17 protein-coding genes and 2 pseudogenes are annotated in these 17,867 nt (G+C 58.0%); 7 read left to right on the plus strand and 12 right to left on the minus strand.

Annotated features, from left to right (window positions below):
* Window position 1 precedes the first annotated feature (1 nt).
* Window positions 2-409, plus strand: a complete 408-nt coding sequence (locus ACA060_RS01130; protein ID WP_109627331.1) for an RNA-binding S4 domain-containing protein — start codon at window positions 2-4, stop codon at window positions 407-409.
* A 168-nt stretch (window positions 410-577) separates the two neighbouring features.
* Here the strand turns inward: ACA060_RS01130 and ACA060_RS01135 are convergent, their stop codons facing one another.
* A complete protein-coding gene (locus ACA060_RS01135) occupies window positions 578-1,381 on the minus strand; it encodes a phosphatase PAP2 family protein (protein ID WP_497314927.1) in 804 nt (267 codons plus the stop codon).
* Window positions 1,382-1,484: 103 nt separating this feature from the next.
* On the opposite strand from ACA060_RS01135, the gene hslO reads away from it, so the two are divergent.
* Together hslO and ACA060_RS01145 are read left to right on the plus strand one after the other, a co-directional pair.
* Window positions 1,485-2,387, plus strand: a complete 903-nt coding sequence (gene hslO / locus ACA060_RS01140) for an Hsp33 family molecular chaperone HslO (protein WP_109627335.1) — start codon at window positions 1,485-1,487, stop codon at window positions 2,385-2,387.
* Window positions 2,388-2,569: 182 nt separating this feature from the next.
* Window positions 2,570-4,111, plus strand: a complete 1,542-nt coding sequence (locus tag ACA060_RS01145; protein ID WP_109627337.1) for a phosphoenolpyruvate carboxykinase — start codon at window positions 2,570-2,572, stop codon at window positions 4,109-4,111.
* A 62-nt stretch (window positions 4,112-4,173) separates the two neighbouring features.
* On the opposite strand, the gene ACA060_RS01150 is transcribed toward ACA060_RS01145, so the two are convergent.
* From ACA060_RS01150 to ACA060_RS01180, 7 genes and pseudogenes are all read right to left on the minus strand, one after another.
* The gene (locus ACA060_RS01150) at window positions 4,174-5,028 is read right to left on the minus strand and encodes an EamA family transporter (RefSeq protein WP_497318150.1); all 855 of its coding nucleotides are present in this window, start codon (window positions 5,026-5,028) and stop codon (window positions 4,174-4,176) included.
* A 313-nt stretch (window positions 5,029-5,341) separates the two neighbouring features.
* Window positions 5,342-5,560, minus strand: a pseudogene (locus ACA060_RS01155) (acyl carrier protein); the annotation flags it as partial.
* Between the two features lie 129 nt (window positions 5,561-5,689).
* A pseudogene (locus ACA060_RS01160) lies at window positions 5,690-5,842 on the minus strand (type II toxin-antitoxin system RelE/ParE family toxin); the annotation flags it as partial.
* Between the two features lie 119 nt (window positions 5,843-5,961).
* Window positions 5,962-6,405 carry an antitoxin PaaA2 family protein gene (locus tag ACA060_RS01165; RefSeq protein ID WP_497314929.1) on the minus strand — a complete coding sequence of 148 codons (444 nt, stop codon included), beginning with the start codon at window positions 6,403-6,405 and terminating at the stop codon, window positions 5,962-5,964.
* A 153-nt stretch (window positions 6,406-6,558) separates the two neighbouring features.
* Window positions 6,559-6,855 carry a hypothetical protein gene (locus tag ACA060_RS01170; RefSeq protein ID WP_497314931.1) on the minus strand — a complete coding sequence of 99 codons (297 nt, stop codon included), beginning with the start codon at window positions 6,853-6,855 and terminating at the stop codon, window positions 6,559-6,561.
* 191 nt (window positions 6,856-7,046) lie between these two features.
* Complete coding sequence (locus tag ACA060_RS01175) at window positions 7,047-8,174, minus strand: hypothetical protein (RefSeq protein WP_497314933.1); 1,128 nt, start codon at window positions 8,172-8,174, stop codon at window positions 7,047-7,049.
* Between the two features lie 88 nt (window positions 8,175-8,262).
* The gene (locus ACA060_RS01180; protein WP_109627351.1) at window positions 8,263-8,526 is read right to left on the minus strand and encodes a hypothetical protein; all 264 of its coding nucleotides are present in this window, start codon (window positions 8,524-8,526) and stop codon (window positions 8,263-8,265) included.
* Between the two features lie 269 nt (window positions 8,527-8,795).
* Between ACA060_RS01180 and ACA060_RS01185 the strand changes: the two genes are divergently transcribed.
* Window positions 8,796-9,299: a polysaccharide deacetylase gene (locus ACA060_RS01185; protein WP_109627353.1), complete on the plus strand. Its 504-nt coding sequence runs from the start codon at window positions 8,796-8,798 to the stop codon at window positions 9,297-9,299.
* Between the two features lie 18 nt (window positions 9,300-9,317).
* Here the strand turns inward: ACA060_RS01185 and ACA060_RS01190 are convergent, their stop codons facing one another.
* Window positions 9,318-9,494, minus strand: coding sequence for a hypothetical protein (locus tag ACA060_RS01190; RefSeq protein WP_497314935.1), 177 nt, complete (start codon window positions 9,492-9,494; stop codon window positions 9,318-9,320).
* Window positions 9,495-9,727: 233 nt separating this feature from the next.
* On the opposite strand from ACA060_RS01190, the gene ACA060_RS01195 reads away from it, so the two are divergent.
* From ACA060_RS01195 to ACA060_RS01205, 3 genes are all read left to right on the plus strand, one after another.
* Complete coding sequence (locus ACA060_RS01195; RefSeq protein WP_497314937.1) at window positions 9,728-11,662, plus strand: RecQ family ATP-dependent DNA helicase; 1,935 nt, start codon at window positions 9,728-9,730, stop codon at window positions 11,660-11,662.
* Between the two features lie 183 nt (window positions 11,663-11,845).
* A complete protein-coding gene (locus tag ACA060_RS01200; protein WP_497314939.1) occupies window positions 11,846-13,072 on the plus strand; it encodes a 3-hydroxyacyl-CoA dehydrogenase in 1,227 nt (408 codons plus the stop codon).
* Window positions 13,073-13,246: 174 nt separating this feature from the next.
* Window positions 13,247-13,678 carry an acyl-CoA thioesterase gene (locus tag ACA060_RS01205; RefSeq protein ID WP_109627359.1) on the plus strand — a complete coding sequence of 144 codons (432 nt, stop codon included), beginning with the start codon at window positions 13,247-13,249 and terminating at the stop codon, window positions 13,676-13,678.
* Window positions 13,679-13,745: 67 nt separating this feature from the next.
* On the opposite strand, the gene ACA060_RS01210 is transcribed toward ACA060_RS01205, so the two are convergent.
* The 3 genes from ACA060_RS01210 to fdhD all read right to left on the minus strand — a co-directional run bounded on the left by ACA060_RS01210 (window position 13,746) and on the right by fdhD (window position 17,775).
* Window positions 13,746-14,234 carry a glycine zipper domain-containing protein gene (locus ACA060_RS01210; protein WP_109627361.1) on the minus strand — a complete coding sequence of 163 codons (489 nt, stop codon included), beginning with the start codon at window positions 14,232-14,234 and terminating at the stop codon, window positions 13,746-13,748.
* Between the two features lie 356 nt (window positions 14,235-14,590).
* Window positions 14,591-16,939, minus strand: a complete 2,349-nt coding sequence (locus tag ACA060_RS01215; RefSeq protein ID WP_497314941.1) for an FdhF/YdeP family oxidoreductase — start codon at window positions 16,937-16,939, stop codon at window positions 14,591-14,593.
* Entirely contained in the window at window positions 16,936-17,775 is an 840-nt protein-coding gene (fdhD, locus tag ACA060_RS01220) for a formate dehydrogenase accessory sulfurtransferase FdhD (protein ID WP_109627367.1), read from the minus strand. Before fdhD ends, ACA060_RS01215 begins: the two co-directional genes overlap by 4 nt.
* Window positions 17,776-17,867 lie beyond the last annotated feature (92 nt).

Raw genomic sequence — 17,867 nt, forward strand, 5'->3', positions numbered from 1 at the left:
AGTGGCACAAAAAAACGAAGAGGACGACAAGGTCCGTCTCGATAAGTGGTTGTGGGCTGCGCGTTTTTACAAAACACGTGCCTTGGCCAAGGCGGCGATTGAAAGTGGCAAGGTGCATTGCCGGGGTGAGCGCTGCAAACCGGGCAAGGAACCGAGGGTCGGCGACGAGTTTCAGATTCGTGCAGGGTTCGAGGAACGTACGGTGGTGGTTCAGGCGCTATCGATTGTGCGTCGTGGCGCGCCTGAGGCTCAGACGTTGTATGCGGAAACCGATGCCAGCATCGCCAAGCGCGAAGCGGCTGCGGCCATGCGCAAGGCCGGCGCGTTGGGCGTGAGCACCGATGGCAAGCCGAGCAAGAAACAGCGGCGGGATTTGTTCAAGTTTCGCGGTAGTAGCAACGACGAGTAGTCATTGCTCACATGATTTGTGGCGAGGGAGCTTGCTCCCGCTGGAGGCCGAAGGACTCCCTATACCGACAACCGGGTTCTTTCAGATAGATCCCTGTCGCCTGGTTTTGCGGCTGCTGCGCAGCCGAGCGGGAGCAAGCTCCCTCGCCACAGAAATGGCATCAAGGCATTAGCCGGCCGCCCTTACCACACTCATCCGCGAAACCACCGGCAATTTCCCTAGCAACCCGAACACCGGTGCCGTCACCTTCAGGAAAAACGCCGAAGCGTGATAGGCAAACGGCGTGTAGTAACCCCAGCCCAACGCCCATACCGCCAGCAACACACCACCAATGTAATCGTCCTGGCCCCAATGGGCGCCCGCCACCAGGCGCGGCATCATGAACAGCAGCGCCAAGGACCAAATCACCAATGTCTGCCAGGAATTTCGGCTGAACACGGTCATGAACAGCGCCCAGATCAGCAACACCGAAGCGTGGTCACCCGGAAAGCTTTGCGTCGACCGATCCTTCAATTCCCAGGACTTCTCAAGGCCCGGGAAATAGTCACTCATACGAATCGCACCCTCGATCATCATCGACGGGCTGCTGTGTTGCCAGCTCATGTATACGGCAAGCTTTGAGAACAGCATGCGGATAAACAGCAGCACCAGCAGAACCGCGAGAAAACCGAAAAACGCCTGGCGCACCTCAGTCTTCTCGAACACCCAATCGCCCTTGATCAGCAGCGTCAGCAGAATCACTCCAACCACCACATCGAACGGGCGCAGACTTGCAATCGCCCAGATGCGTAGCCATATCGGGTTGCTGGCCAGCGGCGCATTCAGCAGATGAAATAGCCACTCGTCGAAAATCACACACAGCATCTGACCCGTAGGCCATAACCAGAAGGCCAGCAGTGCCAGAGGCACGAAATTGCATAGAGCCAACCGGCGGAGGTTCCACCTTGCTTGGAACAAACCCGGATTGTTCATAAAATGCCTCCCATGGCTGAACATCGCGCACCAAAGCGGTGCTGCAAAGGCGCAATCTTCACGATTTGTAACCATTTTGTCATTACTTCAGATACCCAGACCTATGACCGATCTACCGGATACCGACTACACCCAACGCTTCATCTTCGATGACAGCGACACCCGCGGCGAGCTGGTTTCGTTGGAACGGAGTTACGCCGAAGTGCTCGCCAAGCACCCGTATCCGGAGCCGGTCGCGCAACTGCTCGGCGAGTTGATGGCGGCCGCGTCGTTGCTGGTCGGCACCTTGAAGTTCGATGGCTTGCTGATTCTTCAGGCCCGTTCCGACGGCCCGATTCCGCTGCTGATGATCGAATGCTCCAGCGAGCGCGAAATCCGAGGCCTCGCCCGTTATGAAGCCGACCAGATTGCCCCCGACGCGACCCTCGCCGACTTGATGCCCAACGGCGTTCTGGCGCTGACCATCGACCCGACCCAGGGCCAGCGTTACCAGGGCATCGTTGATCTGGATGGCGAAACCCTGTCGGAGTGCTTCACTAATTACTTCGTGATGTCGCAACAGGTCGGCACCCGATTCTGGCTGTATGCCGATGGCCGTCGTGCCCGTGGCCTGTTGCTGCAGCAGCTGCCTGCCGACCGCTTGAAAGACCAGGAAGAGCGCGACGCCAGTTGGCAGCACATCACCGCGCTGGGCGGCACCCTGACCGCTGACGAATTGCTGAGCCTGGACAACGAAACCGTGCTTCACCGCCTCTACCACGAAGAACAGGTGCGCCTGTTTGATGTGCAGAGACTGCGTTTCCGTTGCAGCTGCTCGCGAGAACGTTCAGGCAATGCACTGGTCAGTTTGGGTATGGAAGACGCGCAGGCGTTGGTTATCGAGCACGGCGGCAACATCGAGATCGATTGCCAGTTCTGCAACCAGCGTTACCTGTTTGATGCGGCCGATATCTCCCAACTGTTCGCGGGCGCGGGTGTCGATACGCCGTCAGATACCCGGCACTAAAACGGTTCAGCGCAGGTAAATTCACTGGATAGCGCCGGAATAACGCCGTTCTGACGGGAGGGCCCTACTATTTTTGGGCGTTTCTGGCATAATCCGGCCCACTTTTTGTCGCGGTAGTAGTGCACGACTTTCTACTACAAAACGTTTGGAGCACACTCGGCCACTGGCCGACGGGGAATCTCATGACGCAAGCCAATAACGCCGTGTACACCGATCTGAGTGTTGATGATCTGGTAAAAGAAGCCTTGAATCGCGGTGAAGGCGAGCTTGCCGACACTGGCGCGCTGGTTGTTCGCACCGGTCACCGTACCGGTCGCTCGCCAGTCGACCGTTTCATCGTTGAAGAACCGTCCACTCAGGCCGCCATTGCCTGGGGCCCGATCAACCGCAAGTTCCCGGCCGACAAGTTCGATGCCCTGTGGGACCGCGTCGAGGCCTTCAACAACGCGCAAGAGCATTTCGTTTCCCACGTTCATGTAGGTTCGGCTGAAGAGCACTACCTGGCCGTGAAAATGACCACGCAGACTGCCTGGCAGAACCTGTTCGGTCGTTGCCTGTTCATCAACCCGGCTCAGTACAACCCGGCCGGTCGTGAAGAGTGGCAAGTTCTGAACGTCGCCAACTTCGAGTGCGTTCCAGAGCGTGACGGCACCAACTCCGACGGCTGCGTGATCATCAACTTCGCCCAGAAGAAAGTGCTGCTCGCCGGCATGCGTTACGCCGGTGAAATGAAGAAAGCCATGTTCTCGGTGCAGAACTTCCTGCTGCCGGCCGCCGACGTGCTGCCAATGCACTGCGCTGCCAACATCGGTGAAGCGGGCGACGTGACCCTGTTTTTCGGTCTGTCGGGCACTGGTAAAACCACCCTGTCCGCCGACGAAAGCCGTTACCTGATCGGTGACGACGAACACGGCTGGGGCGAAGGCGTTGTCTTCAACATCGAAGGCGGCTGCTACGCCAAGTGCATCGACTTGTCCGAGAAGAACGAGCCGGTCATCTGGAAAGCCATCAAGCACGGCGCAGTCCTGGAAAACGTCGTGATCGATGAGGCCAAGCACGCCGACTACGCCGACGTCAGCCTGACCCAGAACAGCCGCGCCGCTTACCCGCTGGAGCACGTTGCCAAGCGTTCCGAGAAGAACCTCGGTGGCGAGCCAAACGCTGTGATCTTCCTGACTTGCGACCTGACCGGCGTCCTGCCGCCAGTCTCGATCCTCAGCGAAGAACAAGCGGCCTACCACTTCCTGTCCGGCTACACCGCTCTGGTGGGCTCGACTGAAATGGGCTCCGGTAGCGGCATCAAGTCGACCTTCTCCACCTGCTTCGGCGCACCGTTCTTCCCGCGTCCGGCCGGCGAATACGCAGAACTGCTGATCAAGCGTATCCGCGGCTTCGGCTCCAAGGTCTACCTGGTCAACACCGGCTGGACCGGCGGTGGCTACGGCGTTGGCAAGCGCTTCAACATCCCGACCACGCGTGGCGTGATTGCAGCGATCCAGAGCGGCGCGTTGATCGGTGCTGAAACCGAGCACCTCGACACCATCAACCTCGACGTGCCATTGGCTGTGCCGGGCGTTGAGACTGGCCTGTTGAACCCACGTAATACCTGGGCTGACAAGGCTGCTTATGATGAAGCTGCGAAAGCACTGGCCGGGTTGTTTGTTGAGAACTTTAAGAAGTTTGAAGTGAGCGACGCGATCAAGGCTGCGGGTCCTAAGCTGTAAGGCTTGGATTTAGCGAATGAAAAAGCCGCCCTTTGAGGGCGGCTTTTTTGTGGGCGCTCGGTTCAGGTTTTCAGGTGCAGAACGAACGCTCCGACTAACACCAAGACCACGCCCAGCACCTGTATTTTCGCCAGCCTCTCCTTGAAGAATACGTAGCCCAGAATCGCCGCAATGCCTCCGGATAACGTGCTGATCACTGTCACCACCGATACCGACCCCGCCACCGCGCCCCAGGCGAATGATGAAAATCCACCAAGGTTCATGAGACTGGCACCGGTCAGCGTCACGCAGTTCTTCAGCGGTGGAATTTTCAGACCATCCTTCACCCTCAACACAATGACCACCAGCACGATCAACCCGATCAGATACGCGAGCCACAGCATCGTCACCGGACCCAGCACCGGAAGAACGAAGCGGCCTTGCAGCCAGAAACTGGTGCCATAAAAGACAGCCGCCAACAGTGCATAGGCAATCGAACTGCTGGCCTGAGTGGTGTGTGGAAGTTTCGAGTCAGAGTGGATGCTGGAAAGGATGACCCCGATCACGCACAGCGCGATGCACAGCAGTTGGATCAGGCTGATCTGTTCACCGCCCGCCCAGGACAGAAGCGTGGTGACCACGCCGTAAGAGGTCACCAGCGGCGCGACGATAGAGGCTTTTCCGAGGGCGAACGCCTTGGACAAGGCCAGCGCTCCTGACACGGTCAACACCGCGGCGACAATGCCGATCAGCCAGACATCGAGCGATGCCGACAGGGATTTGAGAATGAAGGCAGGAAAGGCGATCAGCAACAAGGTCATGATGCTGAAGCCCAGCGCCTGACCGAAATAGACAGCGCGTTTAACGCCGACCGCGCGGGCGTTCAATCCCACCAGAAAATCCGTGCCGCCCCAAAGCAAGGCGGCGAGCAAACCCATCAATACGTCCACGCTATGTCCTTATAGGTGTGTTTGGGGAACGCATCGTAACCTTTGGGTCGGAAGTGGCGATAGCTGCGGAAATCGAGGGGAGCGGTTTCTCAGTATTAAACCCTCGCACGCGCCCCAATCTACATGCCTCGTTATGTGTTGGATTCAGGCTTCTTTTTTTTCGTAAATAAAGCGGAGAAAGAGTGGGTATTCAGTGGGAAGTTGTCCGGGTCAAACCCGCTGTACTCTGACTCACGAATAACACTACCTGTCTGAGAGCCGAATGGTTTGCTTACCTTGGCGGTAGTGGTGCTTTGTTCGTGAAGTAGCGATAGGCGTCGTAGTCTACGAGTTCGATCCCGAACTGCTCTTCCAGTGCTTCCATCAGGTGTCGCGCATCGGCACCGTCGCAACTCAGGTCGAAGTTGATCGAGGTGGTGAGGCTGATGGTTTTGCGTTCGGGCAGGCCGAGTTCCTCGTGCAGCAGCTGCATGAGCAGATGCATGGTGTGGTCGTCGCGGAAGTTGGGGGCGAGGTTCATGATGGCGTCCAGTGGGAGGAAAGGATGGCGCTGATGCGTTCAGCGCCTCCTTTCAAATAACGGGCAGTTGCTTCGATCTGTCCGAGTCCTTGTTGGCCTCAAACATAGGGGGCTCTGCAGTTGACCTAGTCACGGCCAGTGTTGCCTCGCATGCAGTACCCGCATAATCACTACCGCTTGTGGCAGGACCGTATAGACCATGACGTAATTTGGTGTAGCGACTATTTCATGAGTGCCAAAAATTCTTCCCTTTCTATAAAGCTTTGGGTGCTCGCGAGCTTGCTCTGATTTGGACTCAAAGACTTAGTCTAAAGCGATGGCCGCGTAAGGGTTGTCCTCGCAAATGTAATTCATGATGTTGTCCCGGTCAGTCAGCGCCGTGGGGCGCCAAATTACCCGCATTAGCGTGCCCGTTGACGTATGGCATCACGTTTTGCCGCAAAGATTCGGCGCGCCTCTTCGTCGCTTACGCTTGGCCGTGGATCATCGATGCTGGCTTGAACCTGCTTCCTGAACCATTCGTCGTAAGCAGCTGCATCGTGAACTTGCTTCAATGCCTCGGAACGGTCAGGGCGAGAATAGGTTTTTACTTGTAGTGGGTCGTAACCAGAGCTATCGACATCAAAATGAGTGATGCCTATTCCTTGCAAATAGATCACTAGGGTTTCGAAACGCTTAAATAAGCGAATTTGCTGGCTGCGTTGGGCTGCCAGGGACTGTGTTTGTGATCCATGTTGAACTTGAACTGCCCACCCACCTTGCTTGGCCACAATGTGAGTGGCGTTAATAGCGCCGCTTTCAACCAGTTTGACGAGCACGGTGTGATCGATCGTTTCGGTAGTCATAAGAAGGAGCCCATGGCTGATCAGTGGCTCACATGCTACGCAATCAATAATAGTTTGCAATCTTCAATCTCCATTGAGGATGTAGGAATTAATATCCTTTTTCGTGGACAGCCAGCACACAGTCAGGCTGGCTTGCCCTTTGAACACGGCTTCTTAGGCGGGTGCTTTCCAGCCCATCATGCGTTGTTGGGCGACTTGCAGCAGGTCGCAGCCGTCTTGGGTCAGCAGGTAGACCGCGTGGGTGATGTGCGGGATGTCTTCGACATCGCCATGCTTGAAGCATTGGCAGTGCAGGGTTTGGAGGAGGTCGCTGGAGGCTCGGATGCGCTGGAGGGCGGCTTCGAGGATGTCCTGGGGGTTGGCCTCTGTGTCGATGATCAGGGGCGGGGAATCGGTGAGAATCGTTTTGAGTGGGCGGTAGCGATCAAAAAGAGGATTTAACGTTGTCACTGAGTTACACCTTTATTAGTTAGAAATGTGCGCTCTCTTTGTCGAGTGACCAAGCCCGAGTCGCTGAACCTTCAGCGACACTCGGAACTATAGATGTGAGCCAACGGGTAGCGATAGACGACAAGGAGTCGTTGTTTGTAGGAACGGGATGAGGCTTCTATAAGGCCGTTCCTACGAATCTGCTCGCTTGTTCAACGAATATGCTGATAAGCCGCCACATCCTGCAGGCCAGTGGTCAACCCGGTCGCCGGCGCGTAAATCGTGCCTCTCACCGCCGAGAACTTGACCCCGTTGCTGCCCAGCGAAACGTAGCGTTCGCCCTGGTCCAGTTCGGTGAAGTAGGTGTAGGAGAATTTTTCCATCGCTTTGTATTTGGCGGCGGCGCTGGCCATGGCGCTGTGGTGGTTTTGCAGGTCGGTCGGGGTCAGGTTGGAGGTTTTGATCAGCGGAACGCCCCAGCGTTTCAGGCACACTTCGGCGAAGTGGCGGACGATCAGGCCGGGTTCGGCCAGCGCTTTAGGGCCGCTGACACCATCGACTGCGGCGTTGCCAACCAGCGTGCCGTGGCGGCCGGGCATCGGGTAGATGTGGGTTCGGGTGCCGGTGGCCGTTTGCGGGATGACGCAGCTGAAGCCTTTGGAGCGTTCGTCCCGGGCGTAGAAGCCAACGTATTCTTTTACGTTGGCATTCAGTTTTACTTTGTCTTCCTGAAAGTTGCCGATGCCGGGGACCGGATCAATAGCGAAGATATTCACCGGGATGTTCTTCAGTGCGCTGTCCTTGAACATGGCATTGGCCAGCATGTGGCAACTAATGCCGCCGCGGCTCCAGCCAACCAAGTTGACGTAGGTTGGAATAATTCCGTCCTTGCGGAATGTCTTGATGATTTGCTCCTGTAACTTCTGTTGCGTCACGCTGCGGTCGCCGTAGTTGTACTTGCGCCACATCCAGGAGCCTTCGACGATCACATCTTCAATAGGAATGCCGGCAGCCTTGAGACGGTTGTATTCTGCCTCCGTCAGTTTTTCACGCTCCCAGTCACACTTACCTTTGATGATGTTGATGGCGTGCTTGACGTTCTCTTCCCAGCCCTTGCCGAACAGCGTGCCGCTCAGGCCGTAGTCCTTGGATTGGGTAAACAGTTCGTCAGCTTGCAGATTGCTGGTGCCAGGGCCGTCAATCACGATCCATTCGGCAAATTCGCGACCACCGTGATGGTAAGCCAGTGTCGAGACCAACTCTCCATTCCAGTAAGTTGGGTTCTGGCTGTCGAATTTGGTCGAGCCGGTGCCGCAAAAGAAAATAGTTAATGTAGTCATTGTAGTGCTCTTGATTGGTTTAAGAGCTTGCAGACTAATGTTTGTTGTTTGTGAGTTGAAGAAGTTAGTTGTTTCTATGTTTGTGTTTTTAAAGTTCTATTCTTTGTCTTCCAATGTCGAGAAGTTCACAGCCATCCTGCGTTAATAAATAAAGTGCATTCACTATATGGGGGATGTCTTTTACATCAGCTTGTTTGAAGCACAGGCAATAAAGTGTTTCGAGCAGGTCGCTGGCGGCACTCAGGCGTTGGTGAGCGGCGTCGAGGACGGCGCGGGTGCTGGCGGCGGTATCAATGACCAACACGGGCGTTTCGCTGTAGCTGGTTTTGAGCGGGCGATAGCGGTCTTGCATGAGGTCAGTCCTGTATTCAGGGGCGCGGCAAACTATAGAGGCGCGGATACAGGCGTCGCAATACAGCGCAAATGGACAGTGTTTGTAGGGGATTTACCTGCGTTGTGGCCTTTTGCCTACGTGTAACCCGAGGCTTTTTTCAGCAATTCCCCTAGAGGTCGAATTTCCTACGGGTTTGTCAGGCGCAACGCACCAATCCTCTGTATCGTGCGCGCCAGAATCTGTAGGACGTTAAAAAACGTCTGTCTAACGCTTAAAGGGAATTAAGTATGCAATGGCTACGTATGGCCTCGATTTTGTTGCTGTGGGCGGGTGTTTGTCGTTTGGCGGGTGCAGCTGACACGGATAACTCTTTGATCCTCGCCAATATGGATCGCACCGGTTGGCCGGATGCGCTGACAAGCCAGGCGAACGTGGACACTGCGTCCCGCGCCGAGGTGTTGATGTTCGGCAAGGCACTGCTGGCCAGCGAAAGGCTCGACGAACAAAGTCTGAAACAGCGACTGGGCGTGCAGGATGTGAAGCTCAAGTCGGTCAGGCAAGTGCGTGACGGTCTGTGGGATCGGTTACTGACCACCTACCGCAGCGCCAGTCAGAACTGCGACGGTGAACCCTTCTGCCCCCGCGTGCGAAGCGTTGCGGATTTGCGTCAATTGGCGGCCGCGTTCACAGGCGAAATCAGCCCGGCTCATGCGGTTTGGGCGAGCAAGAGCCGGGTGTATCAGGAGCAGATATTGAACGAGCAACTGCGGGTGGCGGTGATGGTGCCGTAGCCACCTATGGCGTAGTCGTCAGGACGTTCGCCAGGCTTGTTGGGCTGCGCATTCCAGGGTGTCGCACGTAGCGAGCAATGGGGGTTCTTCGGGAATCCTGTCGCAGCCGTTCAGCAGCAGGGATGTCAGGATCAGGGCGATCGCGAAAAGCGATTTTTGAGACATGGTCGTTCCTTGTTCAAATGCCGCGCTCATCAGGCGTCCTGCCATGATGTGAAGTGCACGGGCGGTGGTTGTGCGAGAAGACCTTAGCGTCAGATCCAAGGGCTGCGCGAGGAACAAAGTGTTTCGATTGTTTCATCCTGTGGCAAAGGACCCTGGAGCGAGGCTGTATCATCCCGTATCGTTTTGGTCCCCGACCTTTTCTCGACTCGCTGCGTTTGCCGGCTAGGCTTTGGGCTTCGCAGCGGTCAACGGAGTGACAGCTTATGCACAACACCCTGGAACAGGTTTTCGGTTATCCACAGTTTCGGCCCGGCCAGGAGGCGGCAGTCAGCGCGGTGTTGGCCGGGCGCTCGGCGGCGGCGATTTTCCCCACCGGCTCAGGCAAATCCCTTTGCTATCAATTATCGGCCTTGTTGCTGCCGCACCTGACGCTGGTGGTCTCGCCGCTGCTGGCGTTGATGCAAGATCAATTGGCCTTCTTGCAGCGCCACGGTATTGCGGCGGGCAGCATCGATTCGGCCCAGAGCCGCGATGACGCCAGCGAAGTGATGGCCCGGGCCAAGTCCGGCGAACTGAAGATTTTGATGATCTCTGTGGAGCGCCTGAAGAACGAGCGCTTCCGCAATTTCCTGCAGCAGGTGCCGATTTCGCTGCTGGTGGTGGACGAGGCGCACTGCATCTCGGAGTGGGGCCACAACTTCCGCCCCGATTACCTCAAGCTTCCCGATTACCAACGGCAGTTCAACATTCCGCAGGCGCTGCTGCTGACCGCCACCGCAACGCCCAAAGTAATCGCGGACATGGAGGCCAAATTCGGCATTGCGCCGGAAGATGTGGTGACCACGGGTTTCTACAGGCCGAACCTGAATCTGCTGGTCGAGCCGGTACGCGGTCAGGACAAGCGCCGACGTCTGGTCGAGTGGATGAGCGAACGACCCGGCCAGCCGAGCATTGTCTACGTCACCCTGCAAAAAACGGCTGAGCACATCGCCGAACATCTTGAGCGTAATGGCATTCAGGCCGAGGCCTATCACGCTGGTTTGCCTCACGAACAACGCGAAGCCATCCAAAAGCGTTTCATGAGCGGGCAGTCCAATTGCATTGTCGCGACCATTGCCTTCGGCATGGGCATCGACAAGAGCGATATCCGCAACGTGGTGCATTTCGACCTGCCCAAATCCATCGAAAACTACAGCCAGGAAATCGGCCGTGCCGGGCGTGACGGGCAGCCATCCGATTGCCTGGTGCTGGCGAATCGCGACAGCCTTAACGTGCTGGAAAACTTCGTCTACGGCGACACGCCAGAGCTGGATGGCATTCGCTGTGTGCTCGATGAGATGCAAGCTGCTGCGCCAGAGGGGCAATGGGAGTTTCTGTTGGGACCCTTGTCGGACCAGAGCAACATTCGGCAGCTTCCGCTCAAGACCTTGCTCGTGCAACTTGAATTGCGCGGTTTGATCGCACCGCGTTACGCCTACTACGCGGAATACCGCTTCAAGTATTTGCAAGAGCCGGAAGCCTTGCTGGCCCGTTTCGAGGGCGAGCGCAAAGACTTTGTCGCGGCAATCATCCAGACCTCCAGTCGCGCGCGGACTTGGGCCACGGTGAATTTCGGCGCGCTGTACGAACAGCATCAAGCCGAGCGCAACCGGGTGGTCAAGGCGCTGGATTATTTCCAGGAGAAGGGCTGGGTCGAGCTGGAAAGCAAGCAGATGACTGAGGTCTACAGTCTGCTGCAAATCGACTTTGATGCTCAGGCCCTGAGTGAAGAATTGCATGCCTATTTCACTCGCCACGAACAAACCGAGATCGCGCGGATTCACGCGATGCTGGATCTGTTCGCCACCGATCATTGCCTGGGCTATCGCCTGGCCGAGTACTTTGGCGACGAAAACGCGCCTCGTCAGTGCGGGCATTGTTCGGTGTGTCATGGGCACGTGGCGCGGCTGCCATCGCCGCCGGAATTGCCGGCGCTTATGGATAAAAACTTTGAAGCGCTGTGCGGTGACTTTATCCACAGGCATGAACAGCACACGGGCAACGTACCGTCGGCCGAACGGATAACGCGGTTTTTGTGCGGGATCAGCGTGCCGCTGTTTACCAAGCTCAAGGCGCGTTCGATTCCGGGATTCGCAGCATTGGAAAATTATCCGTACGCCGAGGTGCGGGAGTGGGCAGAAGCGCATCTGCCCAGTTGAAACGCGGACTATTGTGGGAGCGGCGGTGCGACGATTCGACTTGCTCGCTCCCACAGGGATCTTTGGTGTATTCGCGGGTAGATCCATCCGCTGAATGTCCCTCATCACAGGAATAAATTTCAAAAATACCCAGCGGCTGACTATGGTGAGGGCTGTCTTTGGATCGCCAACAAGAGAACAACCATGAGCCAGACACCGTTCAACATTCAGCGCGCCGCCGTGATCGGCGCGGGCACCATGGGCCGTGGCATTGTCATGTGCCTGGCCAACGCCGGCGTTCCGGTGCAATGGGTGGATAACAATCCGCAGATGCTGGAACAGGCGCTGGCCACCGTGGCGGACACTTACGCACACAATGTGCGACAGGGCCGCATCGATCCGGCTGAGGCGGACGCGCGGATCGCTCGGGTCACGGCGGCGGCTGATTATGCGGCGATCCGCGATGTTGATCTGGTGATCGAAGCGGTTTACGAAAACCTGGAGCTCAAGCAAAAGATTTTCCGCGAACTGGACGGACTGCTCAAACCCGAAGCGATTCTGGCCAGCAACACTTCAGCGCTGGATATCGACGCCATCGCCGCGGCGACTCGCCGTCCGGCTCAGGTCCTGGGACTGCACTTCTTCAGCCCGGCTCACATCATGAAACTGCTGGAAATCGTCCGCGGCGCGCAGACTTCTTCGGCAGTGCTTGATGCGGCGCTGGAGCTGGGCAAGCGCATGGGCAAGGTCAGCGTAGTGGCGGGCAACTGCGACGGTTTCATCGGCAATCGCATGCTCAATACCTACGTGCTTGAAGCGCGCAAGATGCTGCTGGAAGGCGCTTATCCCTATCAGGTGGATGCGGCGCTGCAAGGCTTCGGTTTTGCCATGGGGCCGTTTCGCATGTACGACGTGGTTGGCGTCGACCTGGGATGGCGCGCTCGGGAGTTGGCGGGTACAGGGCAGGATGCGCCCGAGGTTCAGGTGGATAACCGTCTGTGCGAATTGGGGCGTTTTGGTCAAAAGAGCGGCAACGGCTATTACCACTACGAGCCAGGTAGCCGACAGGCTGAGCACGATCCGGAAGTCGATGCGCTGGTGTTACAGGTCAGCGAAGGGTTGGGCTTCCAGCGTCGCGAGATCAGCCCTGAAGAGATTCTCGAGCGCTGCCTGCTGGCACTGGTCAATGAAGGGGCGAAGATCCTTCAGGAAGGTATTGCGGGGTCGGCGCACGACATCGATCTGGTGTACCTCAACGGCTACGGTTTCCCGGCGGATAAGGGCGGGCCGATGGCGTGGGCGGACCAGCAAGGGCTGGCGGATATTCATCAGCGGTTGATGGCGCTGGAGACCCGCCAGGGTGATCACTGGAAGCCGGCGCGGTTGATTGGTGAGTTGGAGGCGGCAGGTAAGGGCTTTTCTGGCAGGTGATTGATACAGCGCTTTTGAAGGCCTCTCCGCGAGCAAGCCCGCTCCCACAAGGAACGCGGTCGTGCACGAACGCTGTGTCCATTGCAGATGAACTGTGGGAGCGGGCTTGCTCGCGAAGAACGATAACGCGGTATTCGCCTTAGACTGGCAATCCAACTCCAGGAATCGACACTGATGTCCAACCCGATGCCCCAACGCACCGACTACCCGCACTTCCAGCCCATCACCACCCGCTGGCACGACAACGACGCCTATGGCCACGTCAACAACGTCACCTACTACAGCTTTTTCGACACAGCGGTGAACACTTACCTGATCGACGTCGGTGGCCTGGATATCCATGACGGCGAGGTGGTGGGTTTTGTGGTGAGTTCGTCTTGCGATTACTTCGCCTCCATCGCCTTTCCGGACCGGATCGAGATCGGTTTGCGGGTGGGCAAGTTGGGCAACAGCTCGGTGCAATACGAGCTGGCGGTGTTCAAGGCTGGGGAAGATGAGGCCTGCGCAGCCGGGCGCTTCGTGCATGTTTTTGTGGATCGCGCGTCGAATCAGCCAGTGGCGATTCCTGCCGGGTTGCGCGGTGCATTGGAGCGGTTGGTCGTTTGATGGACAAAAAAATCGCAGCCCTTGGGCTGCGATTTTTTATCTAGCTGTCAGTGATGCCGTTCAGGCCTCAATGATGACGATTGTGCTTGTGATGTTTGCGATGACCATAGGCATGACCACGGCCCGGGTGGCCGTCACGGTAGTAACGACGATCATCGCGGCCGCCGCGATAGGAGCGACGATCATCGTCCTCATCGCTTTTGTTGCCCATGTAGTTACCCAGCGCGCCACCGGCGCCGCCGCCTGCTGCGGAGCCGATCAGGCTGCCGGTGGTGCCGCCCATGCTGCGGCCGACCACGTTACCGCCCGCTGCGCCCAAGGCACCACCGATGGCGGCTTCGCCACGGCTGCGTTTGTCTGCGCCGACTGCGCTACCACCCGCGCCGCCTAGGGCCGCGCCAATGGTGGAACCTGTATTGCCGCCTAACGATTGACCGACGACCGAGCCAAGAACCCCGCCCAATGCGCCGCCCACACCTGCTTCGGTGGTGCCTCCGGCAGAAGCGAAGCCACTGACCAGGCCAAGGGACAACAAGAGAATCGAGGAGAACTTCATAGAGGAACCTCAAGGGGATGACGGCGCGATCCTGAGGCTGTGTCAGGGTCGTGACAATCGAAATCCGACGAGTAACACGACTTGAGCACATTTCTATAAGTTGCTGTTTTTTGGGCGGAACTTAACGGTTTTTCGCCGGTCTTTAGTTACTTCGGACAGGCCGTTTTTGTGAAAAAGCGGCCTTTTTTGTGGGTGATTGGAAAGTTGCCGAAAGTCCCGATCATGTTTTGCCATGTCGGACGCCTTCGCGGGCAAGCCACGCTCCCACAGGAACTGTGTTGTACGCATTTTTCGAATACGACACGGATCCTGTGGGAGCGTGGCTTGCCCGCGAAGAGGCCAGACCTGCAGTCGCGTTAAGCCGACTTGGCCAAAATCAACCCGGTCTCACTCGCCATTTCCAGACGGATCGCCACAAACTTCGACGTCGGCGTATGGCTGCCATCCCCGGTGCTTTCCAGCGGCACCAGCGGATTCACTTCCGGGTAATACGCAGCGGCCTGCCCCGCAGGAATATCAAACGCCAGCAGGGTAAAGCCCTTCACCCGCCGCTCACGCCCGTCATCCCAGATCGAAACGATGTCAGCCTTCTGCCCCGGCTTGAAGCCCAGGCGAATGATGTCAGCTTCGTTCACAAACAACACATCCCGCTGCCCCTTCACGCCACGATAACGGTCATCCAGCCCATAAATCGTGGTGTTGTACTGATCGTGGGAACGCATCGACTGCATAATCAAGTCTGGCAACACGCCGGTGGCGCGGGTGCGTTCGTGCACCAGGTCTTTGGGCAGCGTGTTCGGGCGGAAATTGGCGCGCCCGGACGGAGTGTTCCACTTGCGTGAACCGGCACTGTTGCCAAGGTAGAAACCGCCCGGATTTTTGATCTTCTCGTTAAAGTCGCGAAAGCCCGGAATGGTATCGGCGATCAGATCGCGAATGCGGCTGTAATCGGCCACCAGCCAGTTCCAGTCCACCGGTTTGCTGCCCAGGGTCGCGGCAGCTATGCCGGCGATGATCCACGGCTCCGAGCGCATCTGATTCGACAGTGCCTGCAACTGGCCGTTGGAGGCGTGGACCATGCTGAACGAGTCTTCGACGGTCACCGCTTGCGCGCCTTCGGTCTGGATGTCGATGTCGGTACGGCCCAGGCACGGCAGGATCAGCGCGTCTTTACCGTGCGCCAAGTGGCTGCGGTTGAGCTTGGTGCTGATCTGCACGGTCAGGTCGCAATTGCTCAAGGCCTGGAAGGTGCGCGAGCTGTCCGGGGTTGCCTGGGCGAAGTTGCCGCCCAAACCGATGAAGACTTTTGCGCGACCGTCGGCCATGGCGTGGATCGCCTCGACCACGTTATGCCCGTTTTCACGCGGCACCTTGAACTGGAAGCGCCGCTCCAGGGAATCGAGGAACGCCACCGGTGGACGTTCGTTGATGCCCATCGTCCGGTCGCCCTGCACGTTACTGTGGCCGCGCACCGGGCACAGACCGGCGCCCGGCCGGCCGATGTTGCCGCGCAGCAGCATCAGATTGGCGATTTCCTGGATGGTCGCCACCGAGTGGCGGTGCTGGGTGATGCCCATGGCCCAGCACATGATGACGTTCTTGCCTTTGGCGTACATCCGCGCCGCTTGCTCGATTTCTACCAGGGGCAGGCCGGACTGCTCGACGATCTGCTCCCACGAGGTGTCGTCGACGATGCCCAGGTATTCCAGCACGTTGACGCTGTGTTCATTAAGGAAGTCGTGGTCGAACACCGCAGGCTCACCTGCTTTCTGCGCGTCGCGTTCCCATTGCAGCAGGAATTTCGCCATGCCACGCATGATCGCCATGTCGCCGCCCAGTGCCGGACGGAAGTACGCGGTGTTGGTCGGCTTGTCGCCGTTGGTGAGCATTTCGATCGGGTGTTGCGGGTGCTGGAAGCGTTCCAGGCCGCGCTCTTTCAGCGGGTTGATGCACACCACCTGAGCGCCGCGTTTAACCGCTTCACGCAGGGGTTCGAGCATCCGTGGATGGTTGGTGCCCGGGTTCTGGCCCCAGACAAAAATGGCATCCGCATGTTCGAAGTCGTCGAAGGTCACGGTGCCTTTGCCGACGCCGACACTTTGCGCCAACGCCACACCGCTGGCCTCGTGGCACATGTTCGAGCAGTCGGGGAAGTTGTTGGTGCCGTAGGTGCGCACGAACAATTGATAGAGGTAGGCCGCTTCGTTGCTGGCTCGGCCCGAGGTATAGAACTCGGCCTGATTCGGGCTCGACAGGCCCTGCAAATGTTTGGCGATCAAGGCGAACGCCGCTTCCCAGCTGATCGGCTTGTAGCGATCGGTTTCGGCGTCATAGCTCAATGGCTCGGTCAGACGACCCTGATATTCCAGCCAATAGTCACTTTGTTCCAGCAACGAACTGACGCTGTGTTTAGCAAAGAAAGCGCCGTCGACACGCCGTTTGGTCGCTTCCCAGTTCACCGCTTTGGCGCCGTTCTCGCAGAACGCCACCATGCCGGCTTCGTTGGAATCGCCCCAGGCGCAACCAGGGCAATCGAACCCGCCGTTCTTGTTGGTTTTGAGCATCATGCGCAGGTTTTTCAGCGCGTTGTCACTGGTCAACCAGGCCCGGGCAACGCTGGCCAGTGCGCCCCAGCCACCGGCCGGGCCTTTGTAGGGCTTGTAGCGAGGGACGGGTTTCTGGTCGGCTTGACGGTGTTGACTCACGCTTGATTCTCCAATGCCGGGCTGTAGACCCGCGGTGCATTTTTCTGGGGCAGATGGATGAGATTGAGGTTGTGACGACGGGCCCATTGCACGGCAAGGCCCGTGGGCGACGACAGGCTGACGAGGGTCTGGATGCCTGCGCGCAACACTTTCTGGATCAATTCGAGGCTGCAACGGCTGGTGACAATCGCCAGGCCGCCTTCAGTCGGGATCTTCTGGCGAATCAACCCACCGATCAATTTGTCGAGGGCGTTATGCCGGCCGATGTCTTCACGGCCCAGCAGCAATTCGCCCTGGCCGTTCATGAACACCGCCGCATGCACCGCGCCGGAGTACTGGCCAAGTGGCTGGAACGCACCGATGCGCTGACGCAGGCCATCGAGCCACTCGGCGGGTGGCAAGGGCGCGCCGGGCAAGACCTTGAGGTCTGGCAACGCCTGTTCAACCGCTTCCACGCCGCAGAGCCCGCAACCGCTGGTGCCGGCCATTTGCCGACGCTGCTGTTTGAGGTTCCAGAACGCGCGGTTGGCGATGGTCACTTGCGCGTACTGCGCCGAGCCCGAGCCGCTGAGTTGCAAGTCATAGATGTCGGAGGCGTCTTCGATGATGCCGCTGCCGAGACTGAAGCCGACGATGAAGTCTTCAAGGTCCGTCGGCGTGACCAACATCACCGCCTGGCTGATGCCGTTATAAGCGATCGCCAACGCAACTTCTTCGGCGAGCGCGGTGCTGGCTGATTCGGTGTATTGAAGGTCGCTGTAACTGTAGGTCTGGCTGGCGGCGGGCGCGGGCGCTTCAAAGGCTGGCGCCGCGCAGGCAGGGCGCTTGGCTTTCATGGGCATCCACCGACGGTTTGGTCAGCTTTAAGCCTAGGCGCGTCAACATGTCGCGTCTAATCGCTATTACTGATCTGCCGATAGATGACGTC

The sequence above is a fragment of the Pseudomonas sp. LBUM1671 genome (assembly GCF_059695685.1).

Coding starts and splice junctions, on each gene's coding strand:
- ACA060_RS01195 (WP_497314937.1), top strand. CDS start 9,728: ATGCACAACACCCTGGAACAGGTTTTCGGTTATCCACAGTTTCGGCCC.
- ACA060_RS01200 (WP_497314939.1), top strand. CDS start 11,846: ATGAGCCAGACACCGTTCAACATTCAGCGCGCCGCCGTGATCGGCGCG.
- ACA060_RS01205 (WP_109627359.1), top strand. CDS start 13,247: ATGTCCAACCCGATGCCCCAACGCACCGACTACCCGCACTTCCAGCCC.
- ACA060_RS01150 (WP_497318150.1), bottom strand. CDS start 5,028: ATGGGTTTGCTCGCCGCCTTGCTTTGGGGCGGCACGGATTTTCTGGTG.
- ACA060_RS01190 (WP_497314935.1), bottom strand. CDS start 9,494: ATGAGCGCGGCATTTGAACAAGGAACGACCATGTCTCAAAAATCGCTT.
- ACA060_RS01180 (WP_109627351.1), bottom strand. CDS start 8,526: ATGCAAGACCGCTATCGCCCGCTCAAAACCAGCTACAGCGAAACGCCC.
- ACA060_RS01210 (WP_109627361.1), bottom strand. CDS start 14,234: ATGAAGTTCTCCTCGATTCTCTTGTTGTCCCTTGGCCTGGTCAGTGGC.
- ACA060_RS01185 (WP_109627353.1), top strand. CDS start 8,796: ATGCAATGGCTACGTATGGCCTCGATTTTGTTGCTGTGGGCGGGTGTT.
- fdhD (WP_109627367.1), bottom strand. CDS start 17,775: ATGAAAGCCAAGCGCCCTGCCTGCGCGGCGCCAGCCTTTGAAGCGCCC.
- ACA060_RS01175 (WP_497314933.1), bottom strand. CDS start 8,174: ATGACTACATTAACTATTTTCTTTTGCGGCACCGGCTCGACCAAATTC.
- ACA060_RS01145 (WP_109627337.1), top strand. CDS start 2,570: ATGACGCAAGCCAATAACGCCGTGTACACCGATCTGAGTGTTGATGAT.
- hslO (WP_109627335.1), top strand. CDS start 1,485: ATGACCGATCTACCGGATACCGACTACACCCAACGCTTCATCTTCGAT.
- ACA060_RS01135 (WP_497314927.1), bottom strand. CDS start 1,381: ATGAACAATCCGGGTTTGTTCCAAGCAAGGTGGAACCTCCGCCGGTTG.
- ACA060_RS01165 (WP_497314929.1), bottom strand. CDS start 6,405: ATGACTACCGAAACGATCGATCACACCGTGCTCGTCAAACTGGTTGAA.